The sequence below is a fragment of the Kitasatospora sp. NPDC058243 genome, from assembly GCF_042882025.1.
GTDB lineage: Bacteria > Actinomycetota > Actinomycetes > Streptomycetales > Streptomycetaceae > Kitasatospora.
Window position 1 is genome coordinate 15,563 of the sequence record NZ_JBHVWW010000067.1, and the last position, 22,070, is coordinate 37,632.

Annotated in this window: 25 protein-coding genes; 17 read left to right on the forward strand and 8 right to left on the reverse strand. The window is 72.2% G+C overall.

Translation table 11 applies throughout. From position 1 onward, the window contains the following. Positions 1-203: 203 nt before the first annotated feature. Positions 204-740 carry a DUF6879 family protein gene (locus ACFVX9_RS31975; RefSeq protein ID WP_387984952.1) on the reverse strand — a complete coding sequence of 179 codons (537 nt, stop codon included), beginning with the start codon at positions 738-740 and terminating at the stop codon, positions 204-206. Between the two features lie 767 nt (positions 741-1,507). Here ACFVX9_RS31975 and ACFVX9_RS31980 point away from each other — a divergent pair. Further along, on the forward strand, positions 1,508-2,332 hold the full coding sequence (locus ACFVX9_RS31980) for a S41 family peptidase (RefSeq protein ID WP_380484779.1): 825 nt from the start codon (positions 1,508-1,510) through the stop codon (positions 2,330-2,332). Positions 2,333-2,470: 138 nt separating this feature from the next. Here ACFVX9_RS31980 and ACFVX9_RS31985 read toward each other — a convergent pair whose 3' ends face one another. Continuing rightward, positions 2,471-4,108, reverse strand: coding sequence for an alkaline phosphatase D family protein (locus ACFVX9_RS31985; protein WP_380376111.1), 1,638 nt, complete (start codon positions 4,106-4,108; stop codon positions 2,471-2,473). A 512-nt stretch (positions 4,109-4,620) separates the two neighbouring features. Here ACFVX9_RS31985 and ACFVX9_RS31990 point away from each other — a divergent pair. After that, a complete protein-coding gene (locus ACFVX9_RS31990) occupies positions 4,621-5,070 on the forward strand; it encodes a hypothetical protein (RefSeq protein WP_159398753.1) in 450 nt (149 codons plus the stop codon). Between the two features lie 125 nt (positions 5,071-5,195). Here the strand turns inward: ACFVX9_RS31990 and ACFVX9_RS31995 are convergent, their stop codons facing one another. Beyond that, positions 5,196-6,191: a helix-turn-helix domain-containing protein gene (locus ACFVX9_RS31995; protein ID WP_380376109.1), complete on the reverse strand. Its 996-nt coding sequence runs from the start codon at positions 6,189-6,191 to the stop codon at positions 5,196-5,198. A gap of 174 nt (positions 6,192-6,365) precedes the next feature. Here ACFVX9_RS31995 and ACFVX9_RS32000 point away from each other — a divergent pair, with 174 nt between their 5' ends. From ACFVX9_RS32000 to ACFVX9_RS32035, 8 genes are all read left to right on the forward strand, one after another. Further along, complete coding sequence (locus ACFVX9_RS32000) at positions 6,366-6,680, forward strand: hypothetical protein (RefSeq protein WP_063352932.1); 315 nt, start codon at positions 6,366-6,368, stop codon at positions 6,678-6,680. A gap of 195 nt (positions 6,681-6,875) precedes the next feature. Continuing rightward, positions 6,876-7,091, forward strand: coding sequence for a hypothetical protein (locus ACFVX9_RS32005; RefSeq protein ID WP_063352931.1), 216 nt, complete (start codon positions 6,876-6,878; stop codon positions 7,089-7,091). Positions 7,092-7,274: 183 nt separating this feature from the next. After that, on the forward strand, positions 7,275-9,041 hold the full coding sequence (locus ACFVX9_RS32010; protein ID WP_387984877.1) for a hypothetical protein: 1,767 nt from the start codon (positions 7,275-7,277) through the stop codon (positions 9,039-9,041). A gap of 133 nt (positions 9,042-9,174) precedes the next feature. Then, positions 9,175-10,605: a transglycosylase family protein gene (locus ACFVX9_RS32015; protein ID WP_387984880.1), complete on the forward strand. Its 1,431-nt coding sequence runs from the start codon at positions 9,175-9,177 to the stop codon at positions 10,603-10,605. A 318-nt stretch (positions 10,606-10,923) separates the two neighbouring features. Further along, positions 10,924-11,793, forward strand: coding sequence for a sphingomyelin phosphodiesterase (locus ACFVX9_RS32020; RefSeq protein WP_380484771.1), 870 nt, complete (start codon positions 10,924-10,926; stop codon positions 11,791-11,793). 72 nt (positions 11,794-11,865) lie between these two features. Next, positions 11,866-13,023: a hypothetical protein gene (locus ACFVX9_RS32025; protein WP_387984883.1), complete on the forward strand. Its 1,158-nt coding sequence runs from the start codon at positions 11,866-11,868 to the stop codon at positions 13,021-13,023. A 235-nt stretch (positions 13,024-13,258) separates the two neighbouring features. Then, positions 13,259-13,801, forward strand: a complete 543-nt coding sequence (locus tag ACFVX9_RS32030; protein ID WP_063352926.1) for a hypothetical protein — start codon at positions 13,259-13,261, stop codon at positions 13,799-13,801. Positions 13,802-13,936: 135 nt separating this feature from the next. Then, on the forward strand, positions 13,937-14,614 hold the full coding sequence (locus ACFVX9_RS32035; RefSeq protein WP_387984886.1) for a 2OG-Fe(II) oxygenase: 678 nt from the start codon (positions 13,937-13,939) through the stop codon (positions 14,612-14,614). Between the two features lie 3 nt (positions 14,615-14,617). On the opposite strand, the gene ACFVX9_RS32040 is transcribed toward ACFVX9_RS32035, so the two are convergent. Further along, on the reverse strand, positions 14,618-15,190 hold the full coding sequence (locus ACFVX9_RS32040; protein ID WP_387984889.1) for an SMI1/KNR4 family protein: 573 nt from the start codon (positions 15,188-15,190) through the stop codon (positions 14,618-14,620). A gap of 175 nt (positions 15,191-15,365) precedes the next feature. Between ACFVX9_RS32040 and ACFVX9_RS32045 the strand changes: the two genes are divergently transcribed. Beyond that, complete coding sequence (locus ACFVX9_RS32045; protein ID WP_363378152.1) at positions 15,366-16,106, forward strand: hypothetical protein; 741 nt, start codon at positions 15,366-15,368, stop codon at positions 16,104-16,106. 9 nt (positions 16,107-16,115) lie between these two features. After that, positions 16,116-16,547 (forward strand): hypothetical protein, encoded by a 432-nt coding sequence (locus tag ACFVX9_RS32050; RefSeq protein ID WP_380376093.1) that lies wholly within the window; start codon positions 16,116-16,118, stop codon positions 16,545-16,547. Between the two features lie 31 nt (positions 16,548-16,578). Here ACFVX9_RS32050 and ACFVX9_RS32055 read toward each other — a convergent pair whose 3' ends face one another. Further along, positions 16,579-17,322: a class I SAM-dependent methyltransferase gene (locus ACFVX9_RS32055; protein WP_387984893.1), complete on the reverse strand. Its 744-nt coding sequence runs from the start codon at positions 17,320-17,322 to the stop codon at positions 16,579-16,581. Positions 17,323-17,592: 270 nt separating this feature from the next. Between ACFVX9_RS32055 and ACFVX9_RS32060 the strand changes: the two genes are divergently transcribed. Then, positions 17,593-17,907, forward strand: a complete 315-nt coding sequence (locus ACFVX9_RS32060; RefSeq protein WP_380376089.1) for a hypothetical protein — start codon at positions 17,593-17,595, stop codon at positions 17,905-17,907. Here ACFVX9_RS32060 and ACFVX9_RS32065 read toward each other — a convergent pair. Beyond that, the gene (locus tag ACFVX9_RS32065; protein WP_387984896.1) at positions 17,891-18,382 is read right to left on the reverse strand and encodes a Ser-Thr-rich GPI-anchored membrane family protein; all 492 of its coding nucleotides are present in this window, start codon (positions 18,380-18,382) and stop codon (positions 17,891-17,893) included. The two genes, ACFVX9_RS32060 and ACFVX9_RS32065, sit on opposite strands and share 17 nt — an antisense overlap. Before the next feature lie 240 nt (positions 18,383-18,622). On the opposite strand from ACFVX9_RS32065, the gene ACFVX9_RS32070 reads away from it, so the two are divergent. Further along, positions 18,623-18,880, forward strand: a complete 258-nt coding sequence (locus tag ACFVX9_RS32070; protein WP_387984898.1) for a hypothetical protein — start codon at positions 18,623-18,625, stop codon at positions 18,878-18,880. A gap of 50 nt (positions 18,881-18,930) precedes the next feature. Here the strand turns inward: ACFVX9_RS32070 and cynR are convergent, their stop codons facing one another. After that, on the reverse strand, positions 18,931-19,839 hold the full coding sequence (gene cynR / locus ACFVX9_RS32075; protein WP_387984901.1) for a transcriptional regulator CynR: 909 nt from the start codon (positions 19,837-19,839) through the stop codon (positions 18,931-18,933). Positions 19,840-19,962: 123 nt separating this feature from the next. Between cynR and ACFVX9_RS32080 the strand changes: the two genes are divergently transcribed. The 3 genes from ACFVX9_RS32080 (at position 19,963) to ACFVX9_RS32090 (ending at position 21,715) form a co-directional block, all read left to right on the forward strand. Further along, positions 19,963-20,577: a carbonic anhydrase gene (locus ACFVX9_RS32080; RefSeq protein WP_387984904.1), complete on the forward strand. Its 615-nt coding sequence runs from the start codon at positions 19,963-19,965 to the stop codon at positions 20,575-20,577. A gap of 89 nt (positions 20,578-20,666) precedes the next feature. Then, positions 20,667-21,137, forward strand: a complete 471-nt coding sequence (cynS, locus tag ACFVX9_RS32085) for a cyanase (RefSeq protein ID WP_063352917.1) — start codon at positions 20,667-20,669, stop codon at positions 21,135-21,137. 77 nt (positions 21,138-21,214) lie between these two features. Then, positions 21,215-21,715, forward strand: coding sequence for a nucleoside deaminase (locus tag ACFVX9_RS32090; RefSeq protein WP_363378168.1), 501 nt, complete (start codon positions 21,215-21,217; stop codon positions 21,713-21,715). Between the two features lie 127 nt (positions 21,716-21,842). Here the strand turns inward: ACFVX9_RS32090 and ACFVX9_RS32095 are convergent, their stop codons facing one another. Next, positions 21,843-22,034, reverse strand: coding sequence for a DUF397 domain-containing protein (locus ACFVX9_RS32095; RefSeq protein WP_387984909.1), 192 nt, complete (start codon positions 22,032-22,034; stop codon positions 21,843-21,845). Between the last annotated feature and the right edge of the window lie 36 nt (positions 22,035-22,070).

The following is a 22,070-nucleotide window of genomic DNA, read 5'->3' on the forward strand; positions in this document are numbered from 1 at the left end:
CTCCCACACCGAGAGAACACAGAAATCCCTGTCCCCCCTTCCCCCTTCTTGTCCCCCCCCCGGCGTGGGGTCCCCCAGGCCAGGAAACGCAGCGCCGCCCCGCCCCAGGAGTCCGGCGCCGACTTCTCATGCGCGGCGAGCATGGGCTGACGCGTTCGCCGCAGGAGGGGCGGGCGGTTCGGTGCTCGCAGGGCAAGGGCAGGTCAGACGCTGTACTTGTCGTGCGGGGTGCCACGCTCCCACACGGCCTCGAACGCGCAGGAGACGAGACGAACCGTCGCGGAGTCCTCAAAGAAGGCGAACCCGGGCTCGGCCCAGTCGCCGTACCCCGTGAAGAAGTGGAACAGCACCAGCTTGTCGTCGATCAGCCAGAAGTCGTTCCCCGGCAGCGCGATGTCCGACGCCTGACTCCTCGGCAGCCACCGAACCAGTTCCCCGGCCGCCAGGTTCATCGGGGTGACCGCGTGCTCCCACCGGATGTAGTCGGTCACCGGCTCGGACACGATCCGGGCCCGCCGCATGACCACGCCACGACCGACCGTCTCGCGGACGAGTCCCAGCCACTCGGGCCACCACGACGCTTCGGGGTCCAGCTCGATCCCGCCGGTGCGGGAGAAGCGGTCGATCTCCTCGGCCTCGTCGCCCACGGCGTAGGAGTCACGCATCTCCAGATGAACCGCGGTCCTCTGAGCGCTCCTCAGCAGCGCGGCGAAGTCGGGCACGTTCGACACGTTCGACAGCCTCCTTCAGGATCGGCGCCATGCGGGCCGGGATCCGGATCACGGACTCATGAGCGGGAATCCCGAGCATGCGGCCGGGAACCCACCCGGTCCCTGCGATCTTCTCGCAGAGCGCGTCATCGGCCGCCCAGTTCTGCACGATGACCTCCGCCGCCCGTGCCGGGGTCGATGCCCACGAAACCCAGGGCCATGACGATCTCCAACGTCTGCGGAGTTGCGAGGACGCGCACCACCGTCAACCCTGCGAATCAGAATCACAACCCGGCATGCACGACATTGCACGAACCCGGCCAGAGCCGCAGATGAGCCGGACGTATCCCACGGCCGGCGTTGCCTCTGGGCCTGTTGGATTCCAACAGGCCCAGAACACACGAAGGCCCCTAGAAACCGCCGTGTGGTGCCGAGGCGAGTGGAGGTGGAGGGTGTCGGCGGATGGCGGCCCTGAGGTCCGGCCGCCCCGGGCGCCACTCGCATGTCCGCGAGTGGCGCCCGGCTGACCTGGACGAGCCGACCGCGCTGCGCAGGAAGTCGGCGGGGGCGACTTCCTGCGCACGGTGGGGTGTTGCTCATGGGTGGGCGGCTTGGGCTTGGGCTTGGGTGCGGCAGTGGGTGAGGGCGGGTTTGATGCGGGGCCGGGGGAGGGAGTGACGGTGAGGAGTTCGCTGAGAAACCGCTGGGCATCGGGTCGGCCTTGCCCTACGATCGCGCGAATGATCACTCATGGAGCGATACTCGACACCGCCCTCGCCCGGATCACCGCTGGTTACGTGTTCCCCGAGAAGACGGCGGCCATTGAAGTGGCGATCCGGAACCGGCTGGCGGAAGGCGCTTATGAGGGCCTGGACGAGCGGGGGCTGTGCGAGCGGGTCACGGAGGACTTGCAGGGGGTGTGTCCGGACAAGCACCTGCGGCTGTTGTGGAGCGAGGAGCCGCAGTCGATGGACGAGGAGCCGGAGGACGTCGCCCGGGCCCGGTTCGAGCGGTACGCCCGGGAGAAGAACTACGGCATCCGGCGGGCAGAGCAACTCGACGGCAACATCGGCTACCTCGATCTGCGCATGATTCCCCCGGCCGGGGTGGGCGGTCCCGCGATCGCCGCCGCGATGCAACTGGTCGCTTCCACCGAGGCGTTGGTCATCGACCTGCGGCAGTGCAGCGGCGGCTCACCGGAGGGCGTTCAGCTGTGGTGCAGCTACTTCTTCGCTGACGACGAGGTGCACCTCAACGACATCTACGACCGGGCTACCGACTCCACCCGCCAGTACTGGACCCTCGGGCACCTCGCCGCGCCGCGCTATTCGGACCGGCCGGTGGCGGTGCTGACCAGCGACTTCACTTTCTCCGGTGGGGAGGAGCTGTCGTACAACCTGAAGGTGCTCAAGCGGGCGACGCTGGTCGGGCAGACGACGCGTGGTGGCGCCCACCCGACGGCCCGTATTCCTGTTGCGCCGCATGTGACGGTGACCGTGCCGGCGGCCCGCTCGATCAACCCGGTCACCGGCACCAACTGGGAGGGCGTTGGCGTGGAGCCGGACGTGGCGGTTGCCGCTGAGGACGCGCTGGAGAAGGCACTGGAACACCTTCGCGCGTAGTTGAGTCCCCCGGCTGCTCAGTCCTGAGCAGCCGGGGGGCCTATGCGAGGCAACTGGTGCGGCGCGGTCACGCTCAAGGCTCTCAGCCACCTCCGGGGCCCGCCGCCCCCGTGAGCGGCGGGACCTGGGGGTGGCGGGTCAGGCGGGGTGGATGCCCGGGTTGCCGGCCTGGGTGACGAAGGAGGCGGCGGTGGTGACGGTGCCGCCGGGGCGGGTGATGTGGGAGACGGCGCGGTAGTCGGCGCGGACCTGGTGGCGGTCCAGGGTGAGCGTGGTGTAGCCGCGCCGCCCGTCGTAGAACTTCATGTGCGGGTTGGCCGACATCAGGTTCTGCCAGTTGGACGGCTTCTCCTCGCCGTCGCCGTCGCTGCTGATCGAGGTGCCGACGAACTCCACGCCCACGGTGCGCGAGTCCGGCTTGTCGAAGTCGCGCTTGACGTCCAGGGCGTAGGCGACGTGGACGTCACCGGTCAGGAGCACCAGGTTCTCCACCCCGGCCCGGTCGACGGCGGTCAGGAAGCGCTCGCGGGCGGCCGGGTAGCCGTCCCAGGCGTCCATGGAGAGCTTGGAGCGCTCGGCGGTGGTGTTCTTGCGGCGGGAGAAGACGACCTGCTGCGGCACGACGTTCCAGGTCGCCCGGGAGCGGTGCAGGCCCTCGGCGAACCAGCGTTCCTGGGCGGCGCCCATCAGGGTGCGCCGCGGGTCCTCGGACTCCGGGGTGGGGTACTGCCAGCCGTCGCCGTTGGCCTGGTCGTCGCGGTACTGGCGGGTGTCGAGGATGTCGAACTGCGCCAACTGCCCGAAGTGGACACGCCGGTAGAGGGTGAGCTCGGTGCCGCGCGGCTGCGGCATCCGCAGTGGCATGTTCTCCCAGTACGCGCGGTAGGCGGCGGCGCGGCGGGCGATGAACGGCGCCGGGTCCTGGCCCTTCTCGGGGATGCCGGCCGCGTAGTTGTTCTCCACCTCGTGGTCGTCCCAGGTGACGTACCAGGGGTGGGCGGCGTGCGCGGCCTGGAGGTCGGGGTCGTTCTTGTAGAGGGAGTAGCGCAGCCGGTAGTCCTCCAGCGTGGCGGTCTCGTGGTTGAACAGCGCCGGCAGGGTGCGGTCGGTGTACTTGCGGTCGCCGCCCGCCGCGTCGATGCCGTACTCGTAGATGTAGTCGCCGACGTGGAACACCGCGGCCAGGTCCTCGTCGGCCAGGTGGCGGTAGGCGGTGAAGTAGCCGTCCTCGTAGGCCTGGCAGGACACCAGCCCGAAGCGGACGGCGTCCAGCCGGCGCCCGCGCTCCGGCGCGGTGCGGGTGCGGCCCACGGGGCTGCTCCAGGCGCCGACGGTGAAGCGGTACCAGTACACCCGGTCCGCGTCGAGGCCGTCGACGTCCACGTGCACCGCGTAGTTGAACTCGGCGTGCGCGCGGGCGCTGCCGCGCCGCACCACCTTGCGGAACCGCTCGTCGCGGGCCAGCTCCCAGCCCACCCGCACCGAGCCGGCGGGCGGCAGCCCGGCGCCGGGCTCCAGCGGGCGCGGCGCCAGGCGGGTCCACAGCACGACGGCCCCGGGCAGCGGGTCGCCGGAGGCCACGCCGAGGGTGAACGGGTTGCCGGTGATGGCGCGCGGTCCGAACTCGGCGTCCTCGGCGTGCGCGGACGGCAGGTTGACGGTGAACGCCAGCGCGGCGGCGGCCGAGGTGACGGTGAGGAAGCGGCGCCGGTCCAGCCGCGCGGCGGCCTCGCGCAGCTGCTGGTCGGGGGAGGGGCGGTCGGCAGGGCGGGTCATGGGGTGAAGGCCTTTCGCTGCTCGGCGGTGTGCGAAGGAATTCGAGTGGACCGCGCCGTACGCCAGGGGTCGGAATTCCGGCAGCCGAGTGATCATCTGATGGGGGAACCGTGAAGGTCCGACAAATCACCCCGGGTGGACGGAAATGGACGCGCGTAGCGCCCCCCGCGCGAACCGGTCCACTTGGCCCGCGACCGCAGACCGTCCCGCCCCCGGCGGGGCCCGCCGCCGGCCCCGGCCCGCCCGCAGGCCCCGCCCCGCAGTCGGCCGGCAAAACCCCGAACCCGCACGAGGGGACGGCTGCTCCGTACCCGGAACGGGCCGCGCGACCCGGGCCGCCCCGCACTGCACAGGGCTGCTGGCCAAGTCAAGAAAAACCACCCGAACGGGTGGGTCCACTTTTACGCCGGAGCGCGGTCGTGATGTACAACACGCTGGCACCCCAAGCGAGTTGACTGATAGGAATCACCCCGGGGGACCCGCCCATCAGCTCACACCTCTGGGAGGGAACCATGAAGAACCGCTTTGTACGTCGTGCGGGTGTTGTGGTGGCCGGCCTCGCCGTCCTGACAGTCGGCTTCGGCAGCACGGCGGCCATGGCGGCCGCCCCGGCCCCGGCCCCGGTCGCAGTGGTCCAGAACGTCACGCCCGCCATCACGGACGTGCAGACCTGGACCTACGTCACCGGCCCGCTGGAGACCACGCTCACCCTCGACACGACCGCCCGCTCCGCGTCCATCGTGGTGTACGCGAACGTGCCGTTCCTCGGCAAGGTCAAGGTCGGCAGCGCCTCCGGCAGCCTGACCGAGGGCATCACCTTCCACCTTGGCCTGTCGCCGTTCGTCAACGGCACGCAGAGGTTCTACCTGGTCGGCGACGACGTGCACCTGTACTACGACTTCGACGCGCTCGGCAAGCACTACACGGGCGACGTCAAGCTCGGCACGCTCCCGCCGTTCTAGCAGCCCCGCTCCACACCTCCGGCGCCGCCCGCCGCCCCCGCGACCCGGGGGCGGCGGGCGGACCCACACCCGCACCCGCACCAGCCGCCCGGCTCCCGCCACGGCCACCCGCGCGAACGCCGGCCCTACAACTGCCGCGGCAGCCAGCCGTTCTGCACCGCCCGCATCCCGAACTCGAAACGACTGCGCGCACCCAGCCGCTCCATCAGATCCGTCGCCACCCGCCGAGCCGTCCGCGACGACACCCCCAGCCGCTTGGCGATCGCCTCGTCCGTCAGCCCCTGCGCCAGCAACCGCACCACCGTCGCCTCCGGCGCACTGAGCCCGCCCTCGTCCCGCACCGCCGACGGCCCCAACTCCCGCGCCTGGCCCCACACGTGCTCGAACAGCGCACACAGCGCCACCAGCGTCCCGTGACCGGTCAGCACGACCGCCCCCGCCCGGGTGTCCTCCCCGCTGACCGGGATCAGCGCCGTCGCCCGATCGAAGATGATCATCCGGGTCGGCAGCTCCGGCGCCGTCCGCACCTCCCCGCCCAGCTCCGCCAACCAGCCCACATACGCCACCGTCGGCTGGCTGTTGCGCACACTGTCCAGGTACACCGTCCGCATCCGCACCCCCCGGCCCAGCAGATCCCGGTCATGCGGCCGGGACGCCTCGATGCTCTCCGGAGAATGCCCGCCACCCGGCGCGAACGTCATGATCTCCGCCGTCAGACCACGGGCCAGCGAAGCGATCCGGTCCCGGATCTGGTCCAGGCCCACCAACTGCTCCACCCCCGCGTGCGAGGCGGCCGGCCGCAGATCCGCGTACTCCGCGATCAACTGCGCAGCCGCCGCCCGGGACGCCTCGATCCGCAGCTGCTGCGCCGCCAGATCAGCCTGCTGACGGGCCATCAGCAACTCCATGCCGACCTGCGGCGACACCGCGCGCAGCTCGCCCTCCCGCTCGTAGGAGGGCCGGATCAGCGCCAGCTCGCTCAGCAGGTCCAGACAGCGCCGGACCTCCTCCTCGCTGCGCCCGAGCCGCTCCGCCAGCGCCCGCACCCCGTCGCCGGGATGCGCGAGCATGCTGCGGTAGACGCTCTCTGACACGGCATCCAGCCCGAGTGCGGTCAGCATGCCTCGTTACCCCCCGGTGTGTAAGGCCTGAATCGCCAATCGCTGCGTACGCGATCATCGCACGCGAGTGCGAGAGGGGGCCAGCAAGGGCCCTTGGACGGTTCCGGACACCGCCGGAACCGTCCAGGTTGATCCTCTATGCCGGGATGTCGACGGTTCGGCAGAGTCCGTTCCATGTACCTGATTCATGCCGAGATCCAGGCCCCGGTCCCGGCCCCGGCAGCGGCGCTCGCGCCCGACACCGCCGGGGCGCTGCTGGCGAGCGCGCGGCCCCAGGAGCGCATCGAACACGTCGCCGTGCACGAGGGCGCCGGCCCCGGCGCCGTCCTCGGCGTCTACCTGGTCGCCGGCCGGCTGAGCGCCGCCGAGACCGTCGTCGACACGTTCTGCCGGCGCGCGGTCGAGACCGTCCCCGCGCTGCACGGCTGGACGCTCACCCGCGTCGGCGCCCCGCTCGTCGCGCCGTTCTACGAGCGCCTGCTGGACTGATCCGGCCCGGCTGGACGGATCCGGACGCTGCCGCTTCCGTCCACCGGAGAGCCCTTCCACCCGCCCTGAACTGCGACGAAGCTAGTACTCGCCAGCAGGGCCCACCGCCCGGAGGCAAACCGGCCGAGCGTCTACCGCGGGACGCGACACCGGACTCACCGCCACCCGCCCAGTTCTCGAAAGAGGTCCACCCCCATGCTTCGCACCCCGCTCGCCAAGGCCGCCGCGGTCGCCGCCCTCGCCCTCGCCGCCGTCCTGCCGATCGCCGGCCAGGCCTCGGCCAACACCATCTGGGACGGCCCCACCCCCGCCCCGGCCGCCACGACGGCGAACACCATCTGGGACGGCCCCGCGCCGGTCACCACCCCCGCGCCGGTCACCGTCACCCCGGCCAACACCATCTGGGACTGACCCGACCCACGCCGGCCACTTCCGTGAACACCATCCGGGACTGACCCGCCCCGTGCCGCCCGAGGCCACCCGACCGCTGCTCCTGCAGGGCAGCCGTCCGCCTCCCTCCGGGCCACGCCCCTCGACTTCCCGCGCCCGCACCGGGCGCCCACCGCCGCTCTCACACCGTCAGGACGCGTCGTCATGCCCTCCGCGCTCTCCAAGCTCGCCCGCATCACCCTCGCCGCCTCCATCGCCGCCTCCGGCGCGATAGCCGCCACGGCCGTCACCACCACCGCGGCCCACGCCGCCGCCTCGTCCACCGTCGGCGGCCAGATCACCCGGTCGGAGATCCTCTCCCGCGCCCAGTACTGGTTCAACCAGAACCCGGGCCTCACCTACAACCAGGGCGCGACCTTCCCCGACTCCAGCGGCCGCTACTACCGCAAGGACTGCTCCGGCTACGTCTCCATGGCCTGGCACCTGGGCTACAGCGCCACCACCCAGTCCATCGCCACCGACGAGAGCTACGAGATCCCGCGCAGCGACCTGCGCCCCGGGGACGTCCTCAACAGCTTCTACGACCACGTCCTGCTCTTCGAGAAGTGGGACGACCCCGGCCACACCACCTTCTCCTACTACTCCTTCGGCTCCACCCCGGTGAAGCACATCACCGGCGCCTCCATCAACGCCGCGAAGTTCGACTCGCACCCCAACGGCGACTACAAGGCGCGGCGCTACAAGAACGTCGTCGAGGATGTCAGCACCTCCCCGTCCTCGCTGCCCTCCGGCACCCTGGTCAAGTCCCCGAACGGCGCCTCGGTCAAGGTCATCATCAACGGCGCGGGCCTGCCGGTCGCCGGCTCCGACGTCGCCCCCGACGGCTACGACCTGAGCAAGATCGTCCAGGTCGACGACGGCGCCTTCAACGCCCTGCCCACCGTGCCGCCGCCCGGCACCGTGGTCCACGACCAGGCCGGCGGCTCCTCCCGCTACGTCGTGGTCGGCGGCGCGGCGCTGGTCATCTCCGGCTCGGACTGGACCGCCGACGGCTACAACACCCGCGCCGACATGGGCGTCCCGTCCAGCTGGCTGCAGGGCGCGATCAACACCGGCCCGGCCACCGGACTCGTCGTGATGGACCAGTCCGGCACCGACGCCGGCCGCTACGTCGTCGTCAACGGCACCGCCATGCACATCTCCGCCGCCGAGTGGACCGCCGACGGCTACAACACCCAGTCCCTGATGGGCGTGCCCAGCGACTGGCTGAAGGCCGCCATCGCCAAGCCCATGCCCAACGGCACCGTCCTGATGGACCAGTCCGGCACCGACCCCAGCCGCTACGTCGTCGTCGGCGGCGCCGCCCTGCCCATCTCCGCCTCCGAGTGGACCGCCGACGGCTACAACCTCCAGTCCCTGATGGGCGTGCCCGGCGAGTGGCTCAACACCACGGCCAGGAAGACCGTCCCGGACGGCACCCTGATCAAGGGCCAGGCCGGCACCGACCCGTCGATCTACGTGATGGTCAACAACTCCGCGCTGCCGATGACCAGCGCCGAGTTCACCACCACCTACGCCAACCAGCCGGTCCTGGGCGTCCCGGAGGCATGGGAGGCCGCCGAGGTCGCCCGCCCGCTCGCCAACGGCACCCTGATCACCAACGCCGCCGGCACCGACTCCACCGTCTACGTGATGGCCGGCGGCCTGGCCGTCCCGCTCACCTACGCCGACTTCACCGGCTACGGCTACGACAAGCTGCCGCTGCGCGGCGCCCCCGGCAGCTGGGAGCAGGCGGCCGCCGCCAAGAGCGCCCCCGCCGACGGCACCCTGCTGCAGTCCTCCGACGGCCCCACCGTCTGGCAGGTCGTCAACGGCGGCGGCAAGAAGGCGGCCGCGCCCGGCTCCTACAACGCCGCCGACGTGGTGAAGGTCCCGACCGCGCTGACCGCCAAGCTCCCCACCGTCGCCTGACGCGCCCACCCCGCCAGGGCGGCCCGGCCACCGCCGGCCGGGCCGCCCGGCACCCGCACACCTGCTCGCACACCCGCTCGCACACCCGCCAACCCGCTCGCCAACCCGCACCTGCCCCAGGGGGAATTCCGTCATGACCGCCGCCGCCCGCAAGACACCGGCCCTCGCCGCCGCCACCGGCCTGCTCGCCCTCGCCGCCCCGCTCGCCCTCGGCGGCCAGGCCTCCGCGGCCTCGGTGTCCACCTGGGACAAGGTCGCCCAGTGCGAGAGCGGCGGCAACTGGAGCATCAACACCAACAACGGCTACTACGGCGGCCTCCAGTTCTCCCAGAGCACCTGGCTCGCCTACGGCGGCAGCCAGTACGCCCCCTACGCCAACCGGGCGACCAAGCAGCAGCAGATCCTGATCGCCGAGAAGGTCCTCGCCGGGCAGGGCCAGGGCGCCTGGCCGGTCTGCGGCCCGGCGGCCAACCTGGGCGCCGACCACGCCAACCCCTACCCGGCCGGCACCTCCTACCCCGACCCGGCGTCGCTGCCCACCGGCACGCTCGTCAAGTCGCCCAACGGCTCCTCGGTCAAGGTCCTGATCAGCGGCGCGGGCCTGCCCGTCGCCGGCTCCGACGTCGCCCCCGACGGCTACGACCTGAGCAAGATCGTCCTGGTGGACGACGCCCGCTTCAACGCCCTGCCCACCACCCCGCCCGAGGGCACCGTCGTCCACGACCAGGCCGGCGGTTCCTCCCGCTTCGTCGTCGTCGCCGGCGCGGCGCTGTCCATCTCCGGCGCGGACTGGACGGCGGCCGGCTACAACACCCGCCCCGACCTGGGCGTCCCCACCGCCTGGCTGCAGAACGCGCTCACCAACACCCTCCCGACCGGCCTCGTCGTCCACGACCAGGCCGGCGGCAACGCCCGCTACGTCGTCGTCTCCGGCGCCGCCCTGCCCATCTCCGGCGCCGAGTGGACCGCCGACGGCTACAACACCCGCGCCGACATGGGCGTCCCCGGCGCCTGGCTCGCCTCCGCCACCCGGGCCACCGTCCCGAACGGCACGGTCGTCAACGGCCAGGCCGGCACCGACCCGTCGATGTACGTCATGGTCAACGGCACCGCCCTGCCCATCTCCGGCAGCGAGTGGACCGCCGACGGCTACAACACCAAGACCCTGATGGGCGTGCCCGAGGCCTGGCTGCAGGGCGCCGTCGCCAAGCCCCTGAAGAACGGCACGGTCCTCACCGACGCCGCCGGCACCAACTCCACCGTCTACGTGATGGCCGGCGGCCTGGCGGTCTCCCTGACCTACGCCGACTTCACCGCGATGGGCTACGACAAGCAGCCGCTCATGGGCGTCCCCGGCACCTGGCTGGGCGGGGCCGCCGCCAAGAGCGCCCCCACCGACGGCACCCTGCTGCTCTCGCCCGACAGTTCCACCGTCTGGCTGGTCGCGGGCGGCGGCAAGAAGGCCCTCACCGCAGCCGACTTCGGCCCCGGCAAGTACAGCCTCGCCGACGTGGTCAACGTCCCGACCGCGCTGACCGCCAAGCTCCCGACCACCACCGCGTAACCCCGGCCCCCGACCACCCCCGAGCCGCCCGGCCACACCCGCCGGGCGGCTCGGGCGTGTGCCGCCGCCGCGCCGCGTGCCGTGCTTGCTCCCTGCGGTCGGAGGGGCGGCTCCGCACCGGCGCGGAATCGTCCGTGCACGCCCCGACCGGCTCTGCCGCGAGCCCGCAGTGCCCCCCGCGCCCCGCGGCGTCCGCGAGGGCACCGGCGCGTCGACGCCGGCGGGCGCGGGCCGACCCCCTTGACTTGGGGGGCGGGGCGCCCCGGACCGGTTCCGCCGTGTGTGCGCCCCGCGCCCGCCGGTTCGGAGAGGACGGCCTTGAAGGTTCTGACGCACAACGTGATGTTCCTGTCCGGGCTGACGCAGAAGAGCGAGGGCGACTGGAACAATGCGGCGCGCTCGCGGCTGATCGCCGAGTCCGCGTATGTCGCGGACCACGACGTGCTGGTCTTCCAGGAACTCTTCGACCCCGGCCCCTCCGAGGAGTTGATGCAGGGCCTGGAGGGCCGGGGGTACCGCCACCGCACGCCGGTGGTCGGGGTGGACGAGTCGGGCTGGGCCGCCACGCACGGCCGGCAGATCTCCCCGCTGCACGCCCGCGGCGGGGTCGCGATCGTCAGCCGGTGGCCCATCCTGCGGATGGAGCAGTACGTCCACGACGTGGCCTGCGGCTGGGACGCCGAGGCCGCCAAGGGCTTCGCCTACGCCGTACTGGAGGTCGACGGCCGGCGCGTGCACGTGGTGGGCACCCACCTGCAGTCCGACGACGGCGCGTGCCCGACCGGCCGGGCGAGGATCATGCGTCGCTCCCAGCTGCGCGACATCGACGTCTTCCTGACGGACCGCCGGATCCCGGCGCACGAGCCGGTGATCGTCGCCGGGGACTTCAACACCGACCGCCACTCGCCCGACTTCCAGGACGTCCTGGGCTTCGGGAACCTCCAGGAGGCGGGCCCCCGGACCGGCTGGAAGTACTCCTTCGACACCATCGCCAACGACGCCGCCCTGCACCGCCACCCGGCCGACCCCGCCGAGGACACGGACCACGTCCTGCTCCGCAAGGGCCACGCCCCGCCGTGCGACGCCTGGACGAGCGAGGTCCTGAAGACCGCCTCGCCGGCCTGGGAGGCGGGCGGCCGGGCGTTCACCGACTACAGCGACCACTACCCGGTGACCGCGGGCCACTGAGTCCGGGCCGCTGAGCCCGGGCCCTGGGGCGGTCGCCCGGCAAGCGCGAGTCGTCCGACAGGAGGAGCGGAAATGAGCTACTCGGCACCACAGCAGTTCGGCGAACTCACCTTCGTCTTCAGCACCGGCGAGACGAGACCGCCCGAGGGCTACCACGCCCTGTGCAGCGTCATCCCCGACGACGCCCCGATGACCTGGGTGAGGGGGAGCACCGGCGGCTCGGCCGCGCTGGCCGAGCCCAAGCAGTGGCGCAAGGTCACCGACTCCGACGGGGTGCTGCGCGGCCTGGTGCCGGTGGCCCCTCCCGGGTACCGGGCGCTGAGCGCGCTGTGGTCCTCGGACACGGTCCACGGGCCCCGTGACGTCCTGCGCGACCTCGGCGGCGCGGCCTTCGTCGCCCAGGGCGACCTGCGCTGCGTGAAGGAGGAGATCGGCGGACGCCCCTACGTGGCCGTCGGCGCCTGGCGCGGGCGCGGCGGGCTGGAGATCCCCGAGACCGTCCGCCCCGAGACGATCCCCGGCGGCACGGGCTGCCTGCTGACCCCCGGCATCGCGACCTGGATCTCCTACTTCGACGGCGACTACGAGGGGGAGGACCCCGGCGACGTCCACGTGCTGGACGTGCCGATGCGGCAGGTCCGGCAGGGGACGGCGAAGGGCCCGGCCGTCACGGACGGAGGCGACGCGCCCGAGCGGACCGAGCCCGTCGTCGACCGGGAGGTGGTCCTCCCGTGCACCGCCGTCCTCGACCGGGGCGCGTCCACGGAGTGGATCCTGCGCAACTCGCCGACGTACACGGTGCGGCGCCAGCGGTTCTACACCCGGGTCGCGGTCACCGACCTGCGGGAGGACCCGGGCCCGGGCACGGTCGGCGCCACCGTCCCGTGGGGGGTGGACGAGGCGCAGTCGCAGGCCTGCCGCGAAGCCGTCGGCCTGTCCGTGGGGTTCGAGGCGGGCGTCGAGATCGAGGGCCGCGGCGCCAGGGCGGCCGCGTCCCTCAGCCGCGAACTCGGCTACGACAGCACGCGTTTCGTCACCGCCATGACCCGGGAACGGCAGGAGGTCCGCGCCCCCGCGCCGGGCCTGCACCTCACCGCGCTGTACGTCGAGAGCCACCGCATCGAGGTCGTCCGCAACGACCCGGACCACACGCCCCCCTCGGACCGGGCGGGCCTGACGTTCAACGCCCACGCGTCCTGGACGGCGCCCACCCACCCGCCGCGCCACTGAGAGGTCAGCGTCGTCGGCCGCTGCACCCCGATTAACGCCGTCACCACGATGTTGACTGTTCATCAGATCTTGCGAACTCGTGGTCGTCGGCTGGTTGGGCCGGACGGGCGGTGGCTACGCTCGGCCGTGTCGTCCGATGGGGGGCGGCACCCGTCGCGTGCCGCGCGCGCCCGGCCCTCGTGGCCCTCGGGCGTCGGAGCGGAGCACGCGCGGGCGGTTCCCACGGGAGTGGATCATGAGCTCTGTTGGTCGCAAGACCGTCGCGGTGATGGCCGCGGCCTTGGCCTCGCTGGGTGCGGGGAGCGCGGTCACCGCGTCCGCGGCCGCCTCGTCGGCCCCGTCGTGCAGCGGGGCGGCGGAGTGCCCCAGCCTCAAGCCGACCAGGCTCACGACCAGCCAGGCGAGCCTGAACGTCACCCAGATGCAGCTGGAGAACATCCACGCGATGGCCTCCGACGCGGTGACCGGGGAGCCCATCCGCGGTGCCCGGATCGTGTTCGCCACCGTGGGCGGCCGGACGCTGGGCGCGGCCTACACCGACTACGACGGCATCGCCGCGATCACCGCCCCCGAGAACCTGGGCCCCGGCACCTTGCAGGAACTGCTGGGCGGCTACGAGGCCGCGATGGTCGGCGACGGCGTCCACGCCCCGGCCGGCGCGCACGGGGCCATCACCATCGGCACTGACCAGGGCCCCGGCGTCCCGGGCAGCCCGTGTGCCGTGTGCAGCGACCGCGGGCTCAAGCAGGACGTGGTCCCGGTGGACTGGAGCCGGTAGGGGCGCGGGTGCGGCACCGGCCGATGCGGCCCCGGGCGTGAGCGCGTCCGAGGCCGCATGACGACGAGAGGGCGGGACACCATGACAGGGCCGGACACCGCGACGGAGCGGGGTACTGCGACGGATCGGGACACCGTGACGGAGCAGCCGTCGCCGGTGAGCACGGACGCGATCTGGCGGCTCCCAGTGACGGTCTGCCGCATCACCGGGCTCCTGGGCGAGCGGACGGCCGGCGCCCTGCTGGCACGCGCCGTCGCCGTCGCCTCCGCAGGTGAGGCGTTGCAGCCCTCCCTGATCGGGGACCGGGAACTGGCCCCCGACTTCCGCCGCTCCCGCTCGTGCCGGGAGTTCGCCGCGCCCGAACTGCTGGCGGCCATCGACGAGGTGCTGGAGGCGGTCGAGCACACCCTGGGCGTCTCCTGCCGCGACACCGAGCCCGACTACACCCTCAACGTGCACAACGACGGCGACTTCTACCGGCCGCACCAGGACACCAGCGCCGAGTTCTCCCCCCGGCGCCTGCTCACCTTCGTCTACTACCTGCACGGCACGCCCCGGCCGTTCGGCGGCGGCGAACTGCGCGTGTTCGACGCCGCCCTGCCGCTGTACGGCGGGACGACGGGGGAGTGGGAGAAGCGCACCTGGCGGGACTGGGAGCCCGAGCACGACAGCATCGTGTTCTTCCGCCCCACCGCCTGGCACGAGGTGCGCCCGGTGAGCTGTCCGAGCCGGCAGGCCGAGGACAGCCGCTTCGCCGTCAACGGCTGGCTGTGCAGCCCCGATCCGGCGAACGGGGGGAGCGGGGCGCGCTGACGCTCAGTCCTTCAGCATCACCAGCGGCAGCCCGCTACCGTCCCAGGCGCGGCGCGTCCCGTCGGCCCGGTAGCGGTCGGCTTCCAGGTCGGCGGCGAAGGCCTCCAGGAACTCCCGCAGGCCGGCGGCCTCGTAGCAGGCCCGCCAGCTCTCGTGCGACCAGTCGATGATCTGGCCGCGGCGCTGCGGGGCGGGCGGGTCCAGGTCGATGCAGATCACGTCGCCGTTGCCGATGGAGATGAAGGGGATCCATCCGGCGGACCAGGCGACGTCCCGGCGGATCACGCCGTCCTCCGCCCGCTCGTCCCAGGGCGGGTCCCCGGCGTCGGCGGACCGTTCGCGCCAGTCGTCCACCATCGCGTCGAGCGGGTGGAGCGCGGTGTGTAAACCGATCAGGACCCCCGGCAGGCCGTCGTGGCAGCGGTAGGACTCCCGGACGTCCGGCGGGAGTTCCACCCCCATCGCGGCCTCCGCCGCCCGGATCTGCCCGTCGGTGGCGCCGGGCGGCATCGCGGCCGCCACCTCCGGGGCGATCCGTTCCAGCGCGGCCTCGATCCGCGCCCACAGCTGCTGCATCGGGAAGCCCCCTTCGTCGTGTCGAGTGATCGAGTCGAGGACCGGAACGTAGCACCGGCCACCGACAGTCATCAGTCATCGGGCGGTGCCAGGGCTCCTGTCAGAGCCACCTGGTAGGAAGGGGCTGATCGTCAGCCGACCGGCCGTCGATGCGTGGTCACCGTAGGAGGTCCGGATGTCCGTGGAAGACACTCCCGTGCGGGAGGACGTCATGACGGCCGGGGCGGCCCTGCGGATCTACCCCGATCCGGCGGACGTCTTCGTCGCCGACCAGGCCGAGTTGGCCCGGCACCTGCACCCGCTGGTATCGATCGACCTGGCCCAGGTCAACCCGGCCTGGCACGGGTGGATCCACCTGCTGAGCCCGCTGGAGCCGTCGGAGGGCTGCATCGGCGACCACACCTCGGCCTTCCACACGGGGCTCCAGGCGTCCAACTGGCTCGGCTTCACGCTGGAGGGCGACCGCTTCCGCCTGGCCGGCGACCTGCGCTACTTCGCCCGGGCGGCGGGCCCGGGCGAAGTCCCCGACCCCTGGCCGGGGTTCCACGCCGACCTCGCCGAGCACTGCGAACGCCAGGAGCGCAGTTACCGGGCGCACCGCGACAGCTTCCGCCGCGAGGGCCGGCTCGTCCACCTCGGCGACGACGGCCTGCCGTACCCCGGCAGTACCGGCGAGATGGCGCTCCTGGACCAGCTCGGCGGCTACGCCGACTCCGCCGGCAACTGGATCGAGACCGATGTGTTCCCGCTCGACTACGACGGCGACCGCACCTGGCCGGTCGGCCCGTCCGGCCGCCGCTTCGAGTTCGTGGCGGCGGTGCCCGGCTGGCACTACCGCAGCAGCGGCGCCGACTGGATCATGCTGTTCTTCGAACCCGTCGACCGGCTGGCCCTGTTGACCTTCGACTGGAGCTGAGGCGCGGCGATGCCACCGGAGGAGCGGCAGGGCGGCCAGGGCGGTCAGGGTGCGGCAGGCGCCCGAGCGGCCGCGCAGGACTTCTTCGACGAGATGCGCCGGTGGGAGGAGTGGATGGCCTCCTGCCGGCACGACACCACGGGCGGCGAGCAACTGGCGGCGGTGAAGGAGGTGTTCGCCAGGCATCTGGCGGCCAGGGCGCTGGCCCGGCACCAGTCGCGCTACGACCTGCTGTGCTTCGGCACGCCGCCGGAGTTCGAGGCGCCGATCCTGCGTGTCGAACAGGAGTCGCCGGTCAGGTGCTGGGTGTACGTACCGGAAGGGCTGATCGGCGGCGAGGCCCGCTACGCGATGGTGCGCGAGGGCGGTGCGTGGAAGGCCGCGTTCAAGGAGGCCGACATCGCCCTGACGGGCCGGTGGAAGAGGTGGCCGGATCTCTGACACCCGGGCCGGGCCGGCCGCTCCGGGCCGGTCAGGCGCGGCAGCGCAGCAGTTCCAGTGGCGGGCTGGCGAGGAGGTCCGCCCAGAAGTCCTCGCCGAACTCGCGCAGGCCGGCTTCGGACACCTGCAGCGGGACCCACTCGGCGTCGCCGAACCCGGCCGCCCGCAGGCACTCCTCGTAGACCTCGCGGCGCGGGGCCGCGCCCACGATGCTGATCGGCTGCGGGTCGAGGAGGGCGGTGATCCGCACCTGCGGGCCCGTCTCGATCTCCTCGCCGGTCGGCTCGCAGCGGAACCCGTACTTGTCCAGGGAGGGGCAGTCGAAGCGGTAGTCGGGTTTCTGGGCGAGCACGAAGAACTCCCCGCCCGGTACCAGGCTCCGGTGGATGTTGCGGCACATCCGCTCCATCGCCGCGACGTCCTCGGCGTAGTTGAGGCACTGAACTCCCAGTGCGATGTCGAACTTCCGCTCGAGGGGCCGTAGTTCGGCCACGTCGCCGACCTCGTAGCGCACTCCCAGCGGGTCGCGCCGCTCGATCGTGCGCGCGGCGGCGACCATCTCGGTGGAGATGTCGACGCCGAGGACGTCGGTGGCGCCGCGCCGCTTGAACTCCCTGCTGTAGAAGCCGGTGCCGCACGCCAGGTCGAGGACCGACCGGCCGGCCACGTCCCCGACCAGGCCCAGGAAGCTCGGCACCTCCCCGTAGCGGATCAAGGGCAGGGACTTGAACCCCTCGAACGCCTCGCCGATCCCGTCGTACTGCTGCACGCCCACGTGCCGCCCCTCCTGTGTGTCGCCCGCCGGGTCGCGGCCGTGGCGGAAAGTCTCCTCCGCCCCGCCGGGCCGCCGTACTGGCAGATGACACAAAGAAGTTGGCCGGTGGCGGCGGCTCGGGGTGCGCACCCTCCTATCGCCCGACACCGCTCTTCGGGGGGCGGGGAAACGCCGTCGAAGGTCCATTCGGGTGACGTCCCGCGTCCTCGCGTGTCCGAACGGCCACACTGGCAGCGCTGAGGAAGCCCGCCGTTCAAAGGAGACGAGTCCGTGAAGAGCCTCGGAAGGACGCTGGTCACCGTCGGTGCCGCTGCGGTTCTGTGCATCGCGGTCCCGGCCAACGCCCAAGCCGCGGAGGGGACTTTCACCTACATCAGCAACAACCAGGAGCACACGCTGGAGAACCCCGAGGGTGACCGGTGCTACGACCTCGGCCGCCGTGTCGCCGAGCTGTACAACGACACCGACGCGGAGGTGGCCGTCTTCCTCGGCGCCGGTTGCCAGGACGAGATCGGGACCATCAGGTCGGGTGGTTCGAGCACCCGAAGCGGCATCGGTTCGGTCAGTTTCACCGACGCCGAGTAGTCGGCGCACCCGGCGGTGGGGCGGCCCGGCCGTCCGACGTGATCGTGAAGGGCTCGGACCAGTTGCCGGAATCACCGGACAGGACGACCCGGTAGTCGTCTCCAGGGGGGACGTCCGGCACGGTCACCTCCATCCGTCCCAGCAGGATGTCGAAGTCACTGGCGAGGACGCGGTCGAGGAGGGTGACGCCGCCTGCGCGCAAGGTGATGGACCCCGTGCGGTTGGTGATCTGCGCCGGCGGATCCGAGACGTCCCAGGTGACTTCGACCCGCTCGCCGACCCGCCAGAGCGCCCCCGCCCGAGGGGAGAGAATGCGCGGCACGTAGACGTCGCGCCGGGACGTGCGCTCGGCGGAGTGGGCGGCCACCGCCAGGCCGGCGGCCTGTGCCTGCGCCGGCACCGTGGTGAGCAGGCTCGGCATCGCGGCGGCGGCCAGTGCCACCACGCCCAGGACGGGTCCGTTCCAGATCCTCATGGCCTCAGTGTCTCGGTTCGGCCCCCGACGAGCGCACGGACGGGCGCCGCTTCCCTCGATCGGGGGAACGGCCGTCGGCGACGAACGGCCCGTGAGGGGGACGTGGCCCGGGGCCTGAGGGCGGCAAGCGGCCCGTCAGCCGCGTGACGGGATGTGAGGTGCGGGCGTCACGGCTCCTTTTCCGGTGCAGGTCGGTCGCCTACGGTGGGTCACCCCGAAGACGAGGAGCGGAGGTTCCCTGTGGCGGACGAGGCGACGCAGTACCGCAGCTATGCCTGGGAGGACGAGCACGGCGTCAAGTACGTGGCCGCCTACCCGGGCGACGAGGAGGCCGACGAGGAGCGCAAGGCCGAGCTGCGGGCGTTGGGCGCCCGCGTGTCGGCGGACCTGGTGGCCGAACAGGAGGCCGAGCGGGAAGCCGAGCGGCGCAGGGCCGGGCGAGGGGCCGGGCGTGCGGGGCCGGCGCTGCGGCTGATCCGTGGTGAGGGTTCGTCCTGAGTGCGTGACCGGGCCCGCCGGTCCGCAGGGCGCGGACGGGCGGGCCCGCTTCAGGCCGGGCCGTCGGGGGTGTGGTCGAAGGTGTGGGCGCGGTGCCGGGCGAGGTCGCTGAAGGAGCGGGCGGCGGCGCTCTGGTAGGCGGTGTCCCGGCGGAGCAGGGCGACGGCGCGCGAGGGGAGCGGCGGGTCGACCGGGACGGAGCGCAGGTGGGGGTGTTCGCGGGTGGTGGCGTCGGGTAGCACGGTGGCGAGGCCGGTGCGTTGGACGATCGCGACGAGCGCGCTGACGGAATTGGCCTCGATGGCGATCCGCGACCGGACCCGGTGGTCGGAGAGGAACCGGTCGATGTGCTGCCGGGTCGCGAAGTCACCGCTGAGCAGGGCGAGTTGCTGGTCGCCCAGCTCGCGGACCGGGAGCGGGCCCGAGTGGGCCGCGTACGGGTGGTCGGAGGCGACGACGAGGCCGAGGTGCTCGGTGAACAGGGTGGTGGCGGTGACGGCCGGCAGGTGCGCTCCGCCGAAGGCGATGCCGAGGTCGAGCTGGTCGGCGGCCAGCTCGGACTCGATGCGTTCCTGTGCCATCTCGCGGACGTCCAGGCTGATCCCGGGGTGGCGCGCGTGGAAGTCCCCGATGAGGGGCCCGGTCAGGTAGGCGGTGAAGGTCGGGGTCACGGCCAGGCGCAGGGTGCCGCGTGAGAGGTCCTTGACGTCCCGCACCGCGCGCTCGGCCGCCGCGAGGTCGCGCAGGGCCCGGCGCGCGTAGTGGGCGTAGGCCTGGCCGGCGTCGGTGAGGCGCACGGTGCGCCCGGAGCGGTCGAGGAGCTGCACGTGCAGAGAGCCCTCCAGCTGCTTGATCTGCTGCGAGAGGGTCGGCTGCGAGACGTGCAGGGCTTCGGCGGCGCGGGTGAAGTTGGCGTGCTCGGCCACGGCGAGCAGGTACCGGAGGTGGCGCAGTTCCATGAGCCAACTATAGGCAGTACTGATGGCAATGATGGTTACCACGTCTTGGACGCTATAGGGCCAGGTCATGCATCGTTGAGGTCATCGGCAGGCACCAACGGTCGTCGAAGAAGGAGTGACCTCATGAACGAGATGGCGCAGGGTTTCCAGCGGTTCAGCCGGGACGTGTTCCCGACCCGGGCGGCACTGTTCAAGAGGCTCGCCACCACCCATCAGCCGACCGCGCTGTTCATCGGCTGCTCGGACGCCCGGGTCGTGCCGGAGCTGATCACCCAGACCGATCCGGGCGAGCTGTTCGTCATCCGCACCGCCGGCAACCTCGTGCCCCCGTACACCCGGGGCGCGGACGGTGTCGCGGCGAGCATCGAGTACGCGGTCGGCGTGCTCGGGGTCACGGACGTGATCGTCTGCGGGCACTCCGCGTGCGGCGCGATGACCGCCCTCGCCTCCGGCGGCGACCTCACCGGCCTGCCCGCCGTCGCCACCTGGCTGCACCACGCGGACGTCGCCAAGGCCCGCACCGACGCGGGCGGGCACCCGGCCGGCGCGGAGCGGGTCGCCGCCCTGGTGAAGGACAACGTCCTCGCCCAGCTGGCCAACCTGAAGACCCACCCGTCGGTGGCCAAGGCCCTGGTGCAGGGCAGGTTGACCCTGCACGGTTGGGTCTACGACATCGGATCCGGCTCCGCCGAGACGCTCGACACCGACAGCGGACGGTTCGTCGCCCTGGCAGGCTGACCACCGCGTCCCCTCCGACCACTCCCTCCCACCACCCCCAGACCAGGTCCGGGCACCCGCCCCGGACCCATCCCCGAAAGGCTCACCCCATGGTGCACGCGCAGTTCGACCAGACCGCCCGTCAGCAGCTCGCCCTGGAGGTCGTCGACGCCAAGATCCGCAAGGACCTCACCTGGCAGGAGCTCGCCGACACGACCGGCCTGTCCGTCGCCTTCGTCACCGCCGCCCTGCTCGGCCAGCACGCCCTGCCCGCCGACGCGGCCAAGGCCGTCACCGAACTCCTGGGCCTGGACGAGGACGCGGCCCGGCTGCTCCAGACCATCCCGCTGCGCGGCAGCATCCCCGGCGGCATCCCCACCGACCCGACCATCTACCGCTTCTACGAGATGCTCCAGGTCTACGGCACCACCCTCAAGGCCCTGGTCCACGAGCAGCTCGGCGACGGCATCATCAGCGCCATCAACTTCAAGCTCGACGTCAAGACCGTCGAGGACCCCGAGGGCGGCCACCGCGCCGTCATCACCCTGGACGGCAAGTACCTGCCCACCAAGCCGTTCTGACCCCCGGGCGGGCCGGGGCGGACCGACAGGTCCCCCCGGCCCGCCGTCCCGCCCCTGACCAGCAAGGAACCGCCACCGTGGACTTCGCCCAGCACACCATCGACCTCGCCCGTCGCAACGTCGCCGAAGGCGGGCGCCCGTTCGCCACCGTCATCGTCAAGGACGGCGAGATCCTCGCCGAGAGTGCGAACAAGGTCGCCCAGACCGGCGACCCCACCGCGCACGCCGAGATCCTCGCCATCCGCGACGCCTGCACGAGGCTCGGCACCGAGCACCTGACCGGCACCACCATCTACGTCCTCGCCCACCCCTGCCCGATGTGCCTGGGCTCGCTGTATTACTGCAGTCCTGACGAGGTCGTCTTCCTCACCACCCGCGACGACTACGAACCGCACTACGTCGACGACCGCAAGTACTTCGAACTCGCCACCTTCTACACCGAGTTCGCCAAGAACTGGGACGAGCGACGGCTGCCGATGCGCTACCGGCCCAGCGACGCGGCCATCGACGTCTACCGGGCGTGGCGCGAGCGCAACGGCGGCGAACGCCGCGTCGCCGGCGCGCCCGTCGCGGCCTGACGAGGGCGCACACGATGCCCGAGCCGATCGAGAAGGCCGCGTGGATCCGGCCGGAGAACGGCCGGGTCCTCGCCGCAGTCGGCTTCCTCCTCCGCAGGCCACGGGTCACTTCGCCGAGAGGCGGGGTCTACCGGTCGTCGAACTCGCCGGTGCGGGTGGCGGTGACGAAGGCCTGCCAGGCGGGGGAGGGGAAGCAGAGGACGGGCCCGTCGGGGTCCTTGGAATCGCGCACGGGCTGCACGCCACTGAAGCCGTCGGCGACCTCGATGCACTGGCCGCCCTGGCCACTGTGTGAACTCTTGCGCCAGGTGGTTGCCATCGCGGTTGCCTCCTGTGGGTGGAGTGGGAAGTCGGT